The sequence below is a fragment of the Hugenholtzia roseola DSM 9546 genome, assembly GCF_000422585.1.
GTDB lineage: Bacteria > Bacteroidota > Bacteroidia > Cytophagales > Bernardetiaceae > Hugenholtzia > Hugenholtzia roseola.
The window spans coordinates 33917-48431 of sequence record NZ_AUGI01000055.1; the positions used below are offsets into that span (position 1 = coordinate 33917).

The 14515-nt window shown below is 43.4% G+C and carries 11 protein-coding genes; 2 read left to right on the forward strand and 9 right to left on the reverse strand.

The window, feature by feature from the left end; translation table 11 throughout:
• Window positions 1-308: 308 nt before the first annotated feature.
• Entirely contained in the window at window positions 309-788 is a 480-nt protein-coding gene (locus G500_RS0106815) for a hypothetical protein (RefSeq protein WP_027002033.1), read from the forward strand.
• A 268-nt stretch (window positions 789-1056) separates the two neighbouring features.
• Here G500_RS0106815 and G500_RS0106820 read toward each other — a convergent pair whose 3' ends face one another.
• The 9 genes from G500_RS0106820 to G500_RS0106865 form a co-directional block, all read right to left on the reverse strand.
• A complete protein-coding gene (locus tag G500_RS0106820; protein ID WP_051203343.1) occupies window positions 1057-3255 on the reverse strand; it encodes a S9 family peptidase in 2199 nt (732 codons plus the stop codon).
• A gap of 30 nt (window positions 3256-3285) precedes the next feature.
• Complete coding sequence (locus tag G500_RS0106825) at window positions 3286-3714, reverse strand: GNAT family N-acetyltransferase (protein ID WP_027002035.1); 429 nt, start codon at window positions 3712-3714, stop codon at window positions 3286-3288.
• An 80-nt stretch (window positions 3715-3794) separates the two neighbouring features.
• On the reverse strand, window positions 3795-4100 hold the full coding sequence (locus tag G500_RS0106830) for a DUF4286 family protein (protein WP_027002036.1): 306 nt from the start codon (window positions 4098-4100) through the stop codon (window positions 3795-3797).
• Between the two features lie 286 nt (window positions 4101-4386).
• The gene (locus G500_RS22630; protein ID WP_086047841.1) at window positions 4387-7893 is read right to left on the reverse strand and encodes an efflux RND transporter permease subunit; all 3507 of its coding nucleotides are present in this window, start codon (window positions 7891-7893) and stop codon (window positions 4387-4389) included.
• A 60-nt stretch (window positions 7894-7953) separates the two neighbouring features.
• Window positions 7954-9087: an efflux RND transporter periplasmic adaptor subunit gene (locus tag G500_RS0106840; RefSeq protein ID WP_027002037.1), complete on the reverse strand. Its 1134-nt coding sequence runs from the start codon at window positions 9085-9087 to the stop codon at window positions 7954-7956.
• Between the two features lie 69 nt (window positions 9088-9156).
• Entirely contained in the window at window positions 9157-10461 is a 1305-nt protein-coding gene (locus G500_RS0106845; RefSeq protein ID WP_051203344.1) for a TolC family protein, read from the reverse strand.
• Window positions 10462-10784: 323 nt separating this feature from the next.
• Window positions 10785-11537, reverse strand: a complete 753-nt coding sequence (locus G500_RS0106850; RefSeq protein WP_051203345.1) for a TetR/AcrR family transcriptional regulator — start codon at window positions 11535-11537, stop codon at window positions 10785-10787.
• 349 nt (window positions 11538-11886) lie between these two features.
• Window positions 11887-12801: a helix-turn-helix domain-containing protein gene (locus G500_RS0106860; protein ID WP_027002040.1), complete on the reverse strand. Its 915-nt coding sequence runs from the start codon at window positions 12799-12801 to the stop codon at window positions 11887-11889.
• 111 nt (window positions 12802-12912) lie between these two features.
• Window positions 12913-13335, reverse strand: coding sequence for a Fur family transcriptional regulator (locus G500_RS0106865; RefSeq protein WP_035756521.1), 423 nt, complete (start codon window positions 13333-13335; stop codon window positions 12913-12915).
• A gap of 85 nt (window positions 13336-13420) precedes the next feature.
• Between G500_RS0106865 and G500_RS22635 the strand changes: the two genes are divergently transcribed.
• The gene (locus tag G500_RS22635) at window positions 13421-14425 is read left to right on the forward strand and encodes a M15 family metallopeptidase (protein WP_211220142.1); all 1005 of its coding nucleotides are present in this window, start codon (window positions 13421-13423) and stop codon (window positions 14423-14425) included.
• Window positions 14426-14515 lie beyond the last annotated feature (90 nt).

Consider the following 14515-nt stretch of genomic DNA (forward strand, 5'->3'; position numbering starts at 1 on the left):
TCTTGCGGTTTCCACCGAAAAGTTACACCTACTTTTTCTGCAACGTTCTACAAATCTTGTGCGTAACGTTAAAAAAGACTAACTTCGCAGCACGCTTAAAGAAACATAGATTTATTCTAAATAAGTCGTTTTTCTTTTCTTAGGAGCGTCTAAAAATCGGTCTATCTAAAAGGCTTTGCACAGCTTACTTTGTATGGTTCAAAAAGGCAAGTCCCCTGCAAAAGCTATTGTATTTTTCATACTCACGTCATTAAAATCGGCTCTTATTCGGTTTTAATGTACTACAATCAACCCAAACCAATCAAAAAATGAGACGTTGGACACTACTTTTAACACTGCTATCGCTTGTTTTTCTGCAAACGGCTTGTTTTGAAAAAGATGCCGAAGAGGTTACTTGTCAGAAAGAAGTAGCAGAAAAACTCACAGGTAGGCACGAAAAGAAATGGCAAGTGGTTTCTTTCAAAGTAGAAAATTCCGAAACTTGGAATCCTGCCACTATGAAAGAAAGGCTGGTTTTGAATAGCCAAAACGAAGCGAACCTCCTGCAAGAGTTTCAAGACCTCAATGCCAACTATGCCCTCTCTTGGGAATTTCAGGAAGAAAACAGGCTTTTGGTCTTATACGACCGCAAGACGCAACTCGTTTTTAATACCTTCCAAATAGAAAGCATCGACGAATCGCAGATGGTACTTTGGGCGGAGGAAAATTCGCAGTATGCCTGCCAAGATTGTGCCGAATGGAATCAGAAGCCGCAAAAAATCCGTTTGGTGTATCAATTAGTTAGATAAGAGTCATCTTAAAATCCTAAAATCGTTATCCTTATTTTCCACCTATTATGCTATTTCATAGTTCTAAAAAATGTAGGCTACGGATTTTATCTTTTCTTAGCCCTCCCTTTTCAAGTTCTTAAAAACGCCGTTTGTAACACAAACGGCGTTTTTTTGTGCCACTTTCCCAAAAGGCTTGTAGCGACAAAGTTAAAAAACTTGATTTAAAGAACGTACTAAAACTTCGAATCCTGATAAAAACTTACATGTGTAAAGATTTAGGCTTATTCTACTTTTTCAGAACGCTATCCAAATAAGTCGCTACCTTGCGATACAAATGGATTCTATCCTTGCCCCTGACATTGTGTGGGTGTGAAGGATAAGGAAAATAATCTAATAAAACGCCTTCTTTGATGGCTTTTTCTACCAATGCAAAAGTATGCTGTGGCACTACGACATCATCTTGCATGCCATGGATAAGCAACAATTTGCCTTTTAGTAGGTGAATTTTATTGAGCAAACTGGCATTGAGATAGCCCGTTGGATTTTCTTGTGGCGTGTCCATGTATCGCTCGGTGTACATTACCTCGTAAAATTTCCAATCCACAACGGCTCCGCCTGCTACGCCTACTTTGAAAACGTCAGGGTGTTTGAGCATCAGCGAAGTAGTCATAAAACCACCAAAACTCCAACCAAAAACGCCCATCTTGTCGGTATCGACAAAGGGCAAAGTTTTGAGATATTCTACGCCTACCATCTGGTCGGCTACCTCGTTTTCACCCAACTTTCTGTGAATAGACTGCTCGAACTTTGCGCCACGATTTGCCGAACCGCGATTGTCGAGTGAAAAGACCACATACCCTTGTTGCGCCATATAGAGCATAAAATAGTCGGCAGCATAGCGAAAACTTTGATTGATGAGCTGCAAATGAGGACCGCCATAGACATAAACCATAACGGGATACTTGCGGCTTGGGTCAAAATTTGTCGGCTTTATCAGGCGGCTGTATAGCGTCTGTCCGTCGGCTGCTTGGTGCGTTTGGATAGAAATTTCGCCGATTTCGTATTTTTCCAAAGGATTTTTAGATTGCTTTACAGTGGCGATACGCTGCCCTGTTTTTGTATCTAAAAGCAAAGCCTCAAAAGGCACTTCGGGGCTGCTATACGTATCTAAAAGCAAAGTGCCGTCTTGATTGAGCTTGCCCCCATGCACGCCTGCCTGTGTGGAAAGTTGTGTCGTTTTTCCTGTCGCAATTTCTGAAACAAAAAGATGACTTTCTAAGGGTTTTCCAAAGTTGGCTACATAGAAAACGCGCTCGCCCTTTGCATCAAAACCCAACAATTCCAAGACCTGCCCTTCTCCCTGACTAACGGCACGAATGAGTTTGCCTTCGGTATCGTATAGATAAAGATGATTAAAACCATTGCGCTCACTTTGTACCAAAAATTGATTTGGATTTTGGGGTAAAAAAGCGAGGGGGTGCTGCGGCTCTACCCATTCTGTGTCGTTTTCTTTAAAGAGTTCTTTCAGGAATTTACCATTTTGGGCATCATACACGCGCCATGCAGCCTCATCTTGCGCTCGATTGACGACTGCCAAATAGATTTTTTTGCCGTCAGGACTCCACGTAAGATTGGTTAGGTACTGTTCAGAAGGCTCGCCTGTTTGCAAATAGACCGTTTTTTGACTCTTGACATCAAAAACGCCTATCGTAACCTGCTGACTTGTTGCCCCTGCCATGGGGTATTTGATAGGTGCGTGCGTAGCCGTAGCGGGAGCGTAGTCTGCAAGCGGATAGCTCGTTACGCCGCTTTGGTCTATGCGCGAAAACGCCAACTTGCTGCCATCTGGCGACCAAAAAGTGCCTTTTGTGATGCCAAATTCGCTTCTATGCGCTGCCTCGCCATAAGAAATTTCGAGCGACCCATCTTTGCTTACCGCCATCTGGTTTCCATTTTGGGCGATAAAAAGGTTGTAATTTTTGGTATAAGCCACTGCACCACTTTTGGCATAGTCTTTATTTTCTGCGCCGCTCTCTATTTGTGTTAGGGTTTCGATGCTTTTGGTATCGATTTGATAGCTTAGATAGAGATTATCATTTTCAAACCTAATTTCATTTTTGCTTGCCCAAACAAACTGCGGATAGGTGAGCAAAGGCTTCCTACCTGTGCCTGCCAAAATCTGACTCAAATCTTCGAAGGTGAACAAAAGTTCGGTTTTGCCCTTGTCGTCTATCTGCATCAGTCCTTTTTCATAGTCGAGGTATGAAATAAAATTCGTTTCAGGGCGTGCCTGCGTGCTATAAACCGCTTCGGGGTAGAGCAAATGATTGGTTACAATCTCTTCGAGTGTCAATTTTTTCTTCTCTGTTTGCGCCGTAAGGGTTTGTGCCTCTACTTGCTGCAAAGAAACAGAGCCTAACAAAGTGGTGGCGCAAATGCAAAGGGCAGAAAACGCCAACTTTTTTGTACGATTTTTTAGATTCATCTTTAATTAGTTAGAAATATAGTTGAAGGTTTAAAGCGAGCGATACATCTTCACATGGGGGATTCCCACTTCGAGGAAGGTATCGCCTACGGCTTGGTAGTTTAATTTTTGATAAAAAGAAAATGCCACCTGACGCACATGTGCCTCCACATAGTCATAACCCTGCGCTTTTGCCCATTGGTGAGCCGCTTGAAGAAGTTTAGAGCCATAACCGCTTGCCTGCTGTTGAGGTCTTACGGCTACCTGTCGCATTTTCAACTTTGTATCAGAAAGTGGTTTTAGAATGAGTGTCGCAAGCACTTCGCCCTGCTCTTCCCAAATACAATGAAAGCTATCGGCTTCTTGGTCTAATTCTTCTTTTGTAAAATCTAAGCCAAGCGGTAGGCGCAAGACCTCGCGCCGCAAGGCTACGGCTTGCTTGTATTGAGGGCTTTGATGGGGTACGGTTCGAAATGACATACAGTTTTGCGTAAGAATTGGATACAAAAGCCGCCTATCAAAGAGATAAGCAGAGATAAGCGACTCTTTTTGATAACGCTTTAAACGACTTCTAAAATACTTCGGAAGGCGACAAATTTGCCTTTATATTTTTCGTTGGTCTTGGCTTGCAGCGCAGGGGCGGCATTTTTTTGGTAGGATTCCAAATCTGCCAGCGTCTTGCAGGTGTATTGTATGGCGTAGGTAGTGCCTTGTGCCTCGGCACTTTCGGTGAGCAGGCGCAGCATTTTGTTTTCGGTAAAATAGCCTGTCTGCATCACTTCGGGGATATGTACCGCCTTCATCCATTCGAGCCACTCCTGATGTACCTCGTCGGCGATATTGATGGTTACGTTGTAAATAATCATAGTTGAAGAAGAGAAGTATCGAATCAATAGAAAAAACAAAGAAGGCACTTTTTGGGCAAACTGCCAAAAAAAGGGGCGTTTTTTGGGAAGGGATTTAGCTTTTAGTAATCGTAAAGCCACCGTCTTTTCATAAGAAAATATTTATATAATTTCAAAAAAATAATCTTATTTTAATAAAAATATTCTAATAGATACGATACAAAAAAAACAACCCCCTACCAAAAGTAGGGGGCTGTTTGTGTAAAGACTAAAAACCTACAAAGTTTGCGTTAGATATTGCGAACCCTTACGCAATGGGTTCTTTTCGCGGTTCTGTGTTGGGATTTTTGGGTTCTACTTCGGGCGTTTGGACAACAAAAGGCTTGCTTTTGGGTGCGAAAAGACGCGCCAACTTATCTGCCAAAAGGTACATCACAGGTACAATGACCAAGGTAAGGAAGGTGGCGAAGACCAAGCCGAAAATTACCGTCCAAGCCATAGGTCCCCAGAAGATGGCGTTGTCGCCGCCCATGTAAATATCGGGGTCGAAGCTGGCATAGAACTTAAAGAAGTCGATGTTTAGCCCTATCGCCAAAGGCACTAAGCCCAAAACAGTCGTGATGGCGGTAAGCAAGACAGGGCGCAAGCGTGTATAACCCCCTTCTACCAAGACTTCAATTAGGTCGGCATCAGAGAGAAACTCGCCTTCCTCTAAGCCCCTTTCCTCGCGCTTGCGCTGCCTGACCGAATCGGTGTAGTCTATCAATACGATAGCGTTATTTACCACAACGCCCGCCAAAGAGATAATCCCGATACCCGTCATGATGATAACAAAGTTCATATTGAAGATAGCCAATCCTAAGAATACGCCAATGGTACTCAAAAGCACCGAAGTCATGACGATAAAGGGCTTGACTAAGGAATTGAACTGCATGACCAAAAGCAAAAAGATGGCACTCACCGCAATCAAAAGCGCGTTGCGAAGGAAAAGAAACGACTTTTGTTGTTCTTCCTGCTCACCTGTGAATTTCCACTGATAGCCTTCGGGCATCGGATAGGTAGCTAATAGCGTCTTGATTTGCTCGACAATTTCGTTGGCATTGTAACCTTCCACTACATTCGAGCCAATGGCAATCATACGCTTCAAATCTTTGCGCTTAATAGAGCCAAAAGAAGAACTATAATCTACGGTCGCGACTGCCGAAATGGGAATTTGACGGTACTGCCCCCTATTGTCGCGAAACGTAATGACTTGGTTCATCAAGGTAGAAAGATTGTAGCGATACTTTTCCTCCAAACGCAATTGGATAGGATAATCTTCGTCTTTGTCTTTAAACTTGGAAACCTCCTTGCCATAAATTGCCGTCCGCAAGGTAGTGGCAATGGTGAAAGTAGAAAGTCCGTACAAACGCGCCTTATCTCTATCGATGGTAAGCAAGAGTTCGGGCTTACCCGTTTCAGCATCTAACTCTAAATTGTCTATGCCTGCGATACCTTCCCTATCGATAAAGGCTTTGATATTTTCCGATACTTCTACTAATTTGGTGTAGTCATCACCCGTAACTTCGATATTGATAGGCTTGCCCACAGGCGGTCCTTCTCTATTTTTTTCGGTCTTGATGGTAATGCCTGACACGTTTTTGACGCTTTCGGCTAATTTTTTCATCACATCAGAAGTAGCTACCTCGCCTCTTAGCTCGAAATCTACGAAGGCTACCGCAATTCGCGCCTTATTGGGCGTTGCGCCCCCTGCGCTACCCATTGCCTGATTGGGGTCGCCCGAACCTGCACCGACATTGGTAATGACCGATTTGATAATGCCCTTGTAGGGTTCGAGGGTCTGATAGATAATTTTTTCCACTTCTTTTGCCTTTGCGTCCATCGTATAAATATCCGTACCCAAAGGAGCTTCCATGTACATATACACAAAAAGCGGCTCATTAGAAGGGAAAAGCTCTACTTTCGGCTGACGCAATCCCACTAAAAAGATACTTCCAAAAAGCAAGAAGAACATCGAAACAAAGAGAAAATAAGGCGTTCTGCCCTTTAAAGCAAAACTAAGCAAGCGCAAATACAAGCCTTCCACAACGGTAAGCACCTTATCCTGAAAAGCATGTGCCAAAGGCGAAAGCACATAGACATTGCCCAGCGCAATAAGCGCGTAAGTCATCAAAAGGTTAGGAACGGTATAAGTGTCGTTGATAAAATAAAGCGGCAGAGCCAAACCCATGGCGACCAAACTGCTCACTAAAATTCCTTTGTTGATGGTCTTTTTCGTGCCTTTGCTGCTCGTGCGCATAAACGCCTTAGCAAACACAGGATTGATAACCAAGCCTACAAAAAGCGAAGATGCCAGTACAATAATCAGCGTAATGGGCAGGTATTTCATAAATTCGCCCAAGATACCGCCCCAAAAAGCCAGCGGCACAAAGGCAGCCAACGTAGTGGCAGTAGAAGCGATAATCGGAATCGCCACCTCGCCCACACCATATTTGGCGGCTTCAAAAGGGGTATAGCCCTGCTCCATAAGGCGATAGGTATTTTCCACTACCACAATCGCATTATCTACCAGCATACCCAAAGCCAGAATAAGGGCAAAAAGCACAATCATATTGATAGTAACGCCCATCATATTCAAGACCAAAAAGGAAAGGAACATAGAAAGCGGAATGGCAACCCCTACTAAGGAGGCATTGCGAAGCCCTAAGAAAAAGAGAAGCACGCCCACTACCAAAAGTACGCCCGAAATGATGTTGTTTTCCAAATTGGCGATTTGCTTTTTGATGTTTTCCGACTGGTCGTTGGTGCTAACAATCTTCAAACCCGAAGGGAAACGCTCTTTTTGGGCTTTCTCTAAAATAAGGGCAATCTGCTCGGCAGCACTGATAAGGTTTGCACCACTGCGCTTTTTCACTTTGAGCGAAATAACAGGCTTGCTATCCTGCTGCATCTCATCACCCTTAGCCAAACGCGCAATACTTTTGCGCTCTACGTAATTATCGCTCACCTTTGCCACATCTTTGAGATAAACGGCATCGGCGTTTTCTGATTTTACGATAATGGTTTCAATTTCTTTGACCTTCGAAAACTCACCATCTACGCGCAAAGAGCGGCGATAGCCCGAATTGAGAATTTCGCCTCCCGAAGCCGTTAGGTTTTCGCTGGCAATGGCATTTTCAATGTCCGAAAAAGCCACTTTTCGCGCCGCCATTTCATGCAAATTGGCGTTGATTTGAATTTCACGCTCCAAATCGCCTGTGATATCTACTTCCGAAATTTCGGGCAGAGCCTCCATTTCATCTTGCAAATATTCAGCATACTCTTTGAGCTTCGAAATTTCGAAATCGCCCGATAAGTTAATCTCTACGATAGGAATTTCGGAAAGGTCGAGTTCCATGACCGTCGGTTCGGTATCTAAATCGTTGGGCAAATCCTTTTTAGACTTATCTACGGCATCTTTGGTATCTGTTACGGCTTTGCTGATTTGCACGTCTTCATTAAATTCTACCACAATCGCCGAAGCGTCTTGCACCGAAGTAGAAGTAATTTTCTTGACCCCTTTCAAAGATTTCAACTCTTTTTCTATGGGGCGGCTAATCAGGTTTTCAATATCCACAGGCGAATTGCCGGGATAGACCGTTTGCACATACACCGTCGGCATCTTGATTTCTGGAAACTGCTCCTTAGGCATGCCAATGTAAGCCATCAGACCCGCCACCACGATAATCGCCGTCAGGATAAAAACACTCGTGGCATTGCTTAGGGAAAAGGTAGAAAGCCCGAAAGTTTTGAGTTGGGGTTGTTTTTCCGACATAAAATTTGAAAAATAATAAGGTTGGAATCTATATGCAAAAGTGTGAGAAAGAGGCTACTTTCAGAGGCGCAAGACATCGCCTGTAATGACCTCGTTGTAGCCCTTGACTATCACCTGCTCACTACCCGTCAAGCCACTCTTGATGAGCGTCTGTCCGTCGTAGGAAATACCTGTTTCTACCACCACTTTTTTGGCAAGCATTTCACTGCCTTGCTTTTCGGCGATATAAAGGAACTTATTGCCATCTGTACCTAACTGCACCACGTTGGTAGGCACCACGACGGCATCTTTTTGGGTAAAGTCATTGATTTTAACCGTCGTTACGGCATTGGGTTTGAAGTTGCCATCTTTGTTGTTGATGTCAATTTGAATCGTAAAGGTGCGATTGGTAGGATTGATGGCTTGGCTCACGAAAGAGATTTTTTCCTTCTGCTCTACATTCATGGCAGGCATCGAAACCGTGACCTCATCACCTTTATTGACATCGGCAAGATAGGCTTCCGAAACCTCCGCCGTTACAGTTACTTGGCTCAAATTGACAATTCTAACCATCGGCGACATGGGGCTTCCTATTTCGCCTTGTTTGGCAAAAACGGCATCAATCACGCCCGAAATAGGGGCAGTAACGACGGCTTTCCCCATTTGGGTCTTCAAAGCGAGGATATTTTTTTCCAAGCTCTCCTTCTGGTTTTTGGCTTGTAGGTATTCTATTTCCGAGCCGATATTTTGTTTCCAAAGGTTTTGGCGTTTTTCAAAGAGCGTATTGGCAAGTTCTAAGCGCGTTTCTAATTCCGCAATTTGGGTTTGCAGAAGGCTCTGGTCGAGGATAGCGATAGTCTGCCCTGCGCTTACATTCTGCCCTTCTTTTACCAAAACAGACTTGATAACGCCCTGCATTTCAGGCATGACGTTGATGTTTTGGTCAGATTCTACCGTACCCTGCACTTCTATAAAGTGTAGAAATTCTGTCTTGGCAAGTGGCAATAGCTCTACAAGTTTGCGCGTCTGCGTTTTTTCTTCTGCACCCGCTCCTACTTCGCGCTCTAAGGCGGCAATTTCTTGTTGGAGCGTAACTAAGGCTTTTTTCTTTTCTGCAAGGAGCGTTTGTTTGTCTTTGCCTTCGCTTGAACAAGCCCAAAGACTAAGCGCAAGAAAGGCAAGGCTAAGGAAAGTAAGATAAGAACGGCGTTTCATATAGGAATGGGAAAAAGTCGAGTGGAGTTTGGGGAAAATAAAAGAAGCAAGAAAACAAGAGAAAAGCGTTTAGAAAAGCGTGCCTTTTGCCTTTTCCAAATCAATTTTGGCAATAATGGCATCATAAAGAGCCGCATAGTAGTTGGTTTCGGCTTCTTTGTAGGCAGTTTCGGCATTGGTAACTTCCAAATTAGAGCCTACGCCCTCTTGGTATTTTACCTTCGTTACGCGGAAAATTTCCTTTGCCAGTTCCATGTTTTCTCTTTGGAAAGCGAGTTTGTCGAGGCTATTTTTCAAAGACAGGGTTGCCTGATTTGCTTGTAACAGAGTGGCACGCTCAAATTCGGACATCTGATTGAGCGTCTTTTTGCGCTCTAATTTGCCCTGCTGTATGAGGTACATTTTTTGCAGCCCGTCGAAGATGGGAATATTGAGGCTCAATCCGAAAGAGCCATTTCCTATCCACCTATCGGTAAAAAGGGGCAGCAAGGCATCTTTGACATCAGGCGAACCCATACTGGAGCCGTAATTGGCAAAAAACGCCAAGGTAGGCAAATAGCGCATCTTATACTCTTTCACCTGCAAATCGTTGAGCGAGAGTTGGGTCTGCAAAAGGCTGTACTCTATGCGTTTGGTAGGGTCTATTGCCATTTCCAAATCCACATTTTGAAGCTGCACATCTTCAATTTTGCCCTGAATCGTCAATTCGTCTTCGGCACGCAAGCCCATTTGAAATTTGAGCAAGTCTTTACTCAATTCTATCAGACGGCGGAAATTTTCCTTTTCCATCTTCAAATTATTGACACTCACCCGAATACGGTCGGCATCTATCTTTTCGGCGAAACCATTTTGATACAAAGCCTGCGTCTGTTTGTATAGCGAATCGAGGCTGCGGAGGTTTTCTTCCAAAAGCGTGTAGCGTTGTTCATTGATAAGGACGCTATAAAAAGCCTTGCTTACATTTTCCGCTACCTGAATTTGGGTCTGGGTGATGCTTTTTTCGGTCAGTTGCGTATAAGTAGAAGCCGCCTTCAAACCCAAGAAATACGAGCCACTGAAAATAAGTTGTTGTAACTCCACTTTTGCCTGCCCGATATATTGGGGCTGAAAAGTTACGGGTACGAAGGTATTAGGCTCTGCGTTGGGGTTTAGAAATTGAGCAGGCAAGAAATTGACAGGTATCTTAAAGTTATCGATGACATTGAGCGAGGCATTGACTTGGGGAAGCCCCACAGAACGCACTTCGCCTACACGCGCCTTGGCGATTTCATTGTCTATCATCGCGTTTTGCACGCTCAAATGGTTCTTGACCGCATATTCTACACAGGCTTGCAGCGTCAGGTTTTCTAACTTTTGTGCCTTTTGAGCAGGCAAAAGTGAATCGAGCGTCTGCGTATCTTGGGCTTTCAGACCTGAAAAAGCGGCAAAAAAGCCAACAATCCCTAACCAAAAAAAAAGACTTCTGACGAAAGTCAGCCTTGCGATACGGTCTATTTTTTAGTGAGAAAAGCATAAAACGAGGAAAAAACTGCATAAAAGTTGGAGCAAGAGAAAGGAGTGAGAAATGGGTGTAAGTAGTGAGAAGCACAAGAGGGGGATATATCAAATGCTATTAAATGCTGCCAAAGTCCTACATAAATAAAGCGATTAAAGGTAAGCAACTTCAAATAAGTAGCATTTTGGCTCGAAAAACTACATTAGAAGTCGGGAAATTGTTCCTTTAAATACTGCGCAAAAATTTCATAGCCCTTGGGCGTAACAATGCCAAAGATAAAGTGCTTGAAAAGCTGTATCTGTACCGAAGGAATGTGAAACTCTTTCTGCGGAAAAACAGTAGGGTTGAAGCCCATCTGCACTTCTTCCATGCGCAAGACCGCCATCACAAGTGGGTCTATATCAGGGCGATACAGTCCTTCCTGAATACCGCGCTGCATATTGGCTTTTACATTTTCCGAAAAGCGTTTTTCCTTTTGCTCTAAAAATAAAGACCACGCCTTGGGGTAGTATTTCTGCAAATCGTACAATATAGAAGGGTGGAAACTAAGCATAAAACGCTGGTTGTGCTGCATAATGCGCATCACTTCGGCAAGTGCATTTTCCGCCTGCACAGCGGCATTCGAAATGCAGCCTATCTCCTCTTCTAAATGGTGCTTGACACAATGAAAGATAAGGTCTGCCTTGTCTTCAAAGTATTGGTAAATCGTCTTTTTAGACACAGAAAGGCGCGTCGCAATTTCGTCCATCGTTACGCTGCGCAAACCGTATTGCCAAAAAAGCTCCTGCGCCTCTACCACCATTTTGCGTTGCTGCTCATCGAGGGGGGGGACTATCTCGTCGGCAGTTTCGTCAAAAGGCGGCAAAGGCTCGGCTTCGGGCTTCAAAAAAGAATCCTGCTTTTGAGGTTTCTCTTCGGGAAGGGGAGCGGTATTATCCGCGTGCGAATTTTCCATGACACAATTTAGGGAGAACAAAAACAAGCGGTTGGAAAGACTTTGTGGGCTTTGTTGCAAGGGAGGTTCAAAACCTCTGCAAAACTAAGGAAACTTTTTAGACTTACAAAGTTTCCTTAGTTCCAAACGGTAAAAAAGTTTTTTTGTTCGCCTTTTCGCGATTTTTTTTCAAAAAAATGGGTCTTTTGCATCGAGCAGCCTCACAAAAACGCAAAATAAAATTTGGACTTAAACCCTAAGGGTCTTGAAGACCCTTAGGGTTTGGGGTATATGACAAATCACTGCCTTGCACCTACATTTGACTCTGATTTTTAGAACTTAACACCACTACCCCTTCATTTGTCTTAAATTAGCCCTTATCGTGTTGGCACTTTTTTCGGAAATGTTCGGGCGTTTGTTCGGTCATTTTTTTGAAAAAGCGAACAAAATAAGAAACTTCATTGAAATTCAAGCGGTGCGAAATCTGCCCTACGGTTTCGTCTGAATAAAGCAAAAGGCGTTTTGCCTCTAAAAGTAGCCGCTCGTGTAGCACCTCGCTTGCCGTTTTGCCCAAAACGCGCTTACAAATCACGCTTAGGTGTTTAGAAGAAAGCGACATCAGGTCGGCATATTCTTGTATGCTTCTAATTTTGAGAAAATGCTTTTCTACCAAATTTTGGTAGGTGAAAGCCTGCTGCTGCAAATGCGATATATTTTTAAAATAAGCTACCTTTTGTGCCTGCCTGCGGCTGGCTTGGGTGAGCAAAAGTTCGATATAAAGCCGTACCATATCCATTTTAAAAGCCTCCTCTTGGTTCTGCTCTTGATATATTTTTTCAAAAATATCTACAAAAAAAGTTTGAGAAGTTTCATCTTCTAAGTATAAAACAGGATTTTTTTGAAGGTGTTGGAAAAAAGGCGACTCCTTCAAATGAATTGCCGAGCGATTGAGCGAAAAAAAATCATTCGTAAAAAAAATAGAATACCCTTTGACATCAGGCGAAAGTTCCCAAGCATGCACCTGACCGGGCAAAAGAAAGAAAAAAGTATGAGATTTAATTTTATATTCGTGAAAATCTATAAAATGCTTGCCACTACCTTCGGTAATATAGAGAAGGTCGTAAAAATTATGGCGATGCGGGCGATTCGCAAACTCGAAATGTGCCACAATATCTTCGACACGCTTAATTTCAAAGTCTGCTTTTTTTTCTTGCTGTTTTTCCTGAAAACTATCGATACAATAAATCGGGACGCTTTCGGCGTTGGGGTTTTTAGGGTTTTTCATATCAGAATAAAAAAACGGTAAAAGCGATTTTTGTTAGGAGAGGCGAAGGAGCATCAAAAACCAAAGGCTTGCATTTGAAAACATACAAACATAACGATTTTTTTTCATATTTCAAAGTGCCGCTTGCTGACAAACCGAACAAATCCCTCGCAACAAAAAAGTAGCGTCTTCTACCAAATAACCCTTCGGAACGACATAAGTGGGCTTAGGGACATTAGAAAGACAATAAATATTCTGACAGACCTTACATTTAAAGTGCAAATGTTCGTCTTGATGCGCATCTGCTTGGCAATGTTCGCGACAGAGGGCGTACTTGCTCTGCCCCGAATCGTCTAAAACGCGATGCAAAATGCCACTTTCCTCGAAAGTCGTCAGGGTGCGATAAATCGTTACGCGGTCGAAGGTATTGCCTACGGAGTCTTCTATATTTTGGTGCGAAAGGGCAACATTTTCATTGATAAAAATTTCTAACACTGCCAAACGACAAGGCGTTTTGCGAAGTTGGTGGCGTTGTAAGAGCTGTAAAGGCTTCATAATCAGGGTACAAGGGGGAAAGAAAGTTCGAATTTAACAAAAAAGCGGCGAAATACCTCGAAATGTGTAATTTTGTGAGTGCAATTTGATACTTCATCATTTTATGCAGCCTTTGGCAGGCTACCACACAAGGGCGGCTTTTTCTCTTTTTCCCGTTTCAATTTCTATGACAACGCACACTGCTTCTCGCCGTTTAAAGCAAAAAAGGCTCTGGCTCGCTTTGGCTGCCCTTTTTGCCCTTCTTTTTTTTAGTTTGAAAGAAAAACCCACTTCCCAACACAATCAAGTTGCACCCTTTGGAACAGAAACAGGGGATTCGCTGCCTACACACAACAGCCAAAAGCCGCTTTCTGACGCTGAAAAAGGCATTTTAGCCCTTGCGCGTGCCTACCCCGACTTTTTCGAAATCGCAGACCAAGTGCCTACCCAAAATGTTTTGGTGTGGAAAGATGGCACACGCCTACCTTATGATGATGGCAGAGAAAAAAGCCCCCAAGAACGCTTAGAAAACCCCGATTTGGAAGACCAAATGCAGTATTATCCAAGTGGCAGGCTCGAAACGCCTCCACAAAAAGGAGAGCAGGCAGGTAGAATCCGTTATGAGCCATTTTTCAAAAAAATGTACGGCAATTCGGCGGCGCAGGTTGCTCAAAAATTGACAACAGTAGTATGGCTACCCAAACACATTGGTACAAAATTGCAAGTAACTACCGTTAATCAAGTACATCAAAAAGTGAAAACACTTTCCTTACAATTAGATAGTTTGGTGAGCCTACGCCCCGATTTGAAAAAGTACCTGCAAAATCCCGGTGGTACTTTTAATTGGCGCAACATCAGTGGCACAAACCGTTTGAGTGCGCATAGTTTCGGCATGACGCTCGATATCAATACCACTTATTCGCACTATTGGCAGTGGAGTGCCAAGACAAAAGACGAAAATGCAACACTTTCCTATCAAAATCAAATTCCGATGGAAATCGTCGAGCTTTTCGAGGCGCAGGGTTTTATCTGGGGAGGCAAATGGTATCATTTTGACACGATGCACTTCGAATACCGCCCTGAATTGTTACTTTTCGCTCAAATGCGTTAAAAGACAAGAAAACACAATAGTTTTTATTTGAAAAACACAAAAATCCGTCTTAACCTGTCTAATCTGTGTCGTCTGTGTTCTGAAAAATAG

Coding starts and splice junctions, on each gene's coding strand:
- G500_RS0106815 (WP_027002033.1), top strand. CDS start 309: ATGAGACGTTGGACACTACTTTTAACACTGCTATCGCTTGTTTTTCTG.
- G500_RS0106820 (WP_051203343.1), bottom strand. CDS start 3,255: ATGAATCTAAAAAATCGTACAAAAAAGTTGGCGTTTTCTGCCCTTTGC.
- G500_RS0106825 (WP_027002035.1), bottom strand. CDS start 3,714: ATGTCATTTCGAACCGTACCCCATCAAAGCCCTCAATACAAGCAAGCC.
- G500_RS0106830 (WP_027002036.1), bottom strand. CDS start 4,100: ATGATTATTTACAACGTAACCATCAATATCGCCGACGAGGTACATCAG.
- G500_RS22630 (WP_086047841.1), bottom strand. CDS start 7,893: ATGTCGGAAAAACAACCCCAACTCAAAACTTTCGGGCTTTCTACCTTT.
- G500_RS0106840 (WP_027002037.1), bottom strand. CDS start 9,087: ATGAAACGCCGTTCTTATCTTACTTTCCTTAGCCTTGCCTTTCTTGCG.
- G500_RS0106850 (WP_051203345.1), bottom strand. CDS start 11,537: ATGGAAAATTCGCACGCGGATAATACCGCTCCCCTTCCCGAAGAGAAA.
- G500_RS0106860 (WP_027002040.1), bottom strand. CDS start 12,801: ATGAAAAACCCTAAAAACCCCAACGCCGAAAGCGTCCCGATTTATTGT.
- G500_RS0106865 (WP_035756521.1), bottom strand. CDS start 13,335: ATGAAGCCTTTACAGCTCTTACAACGCCACCAACTTCGCAAAACGCCT.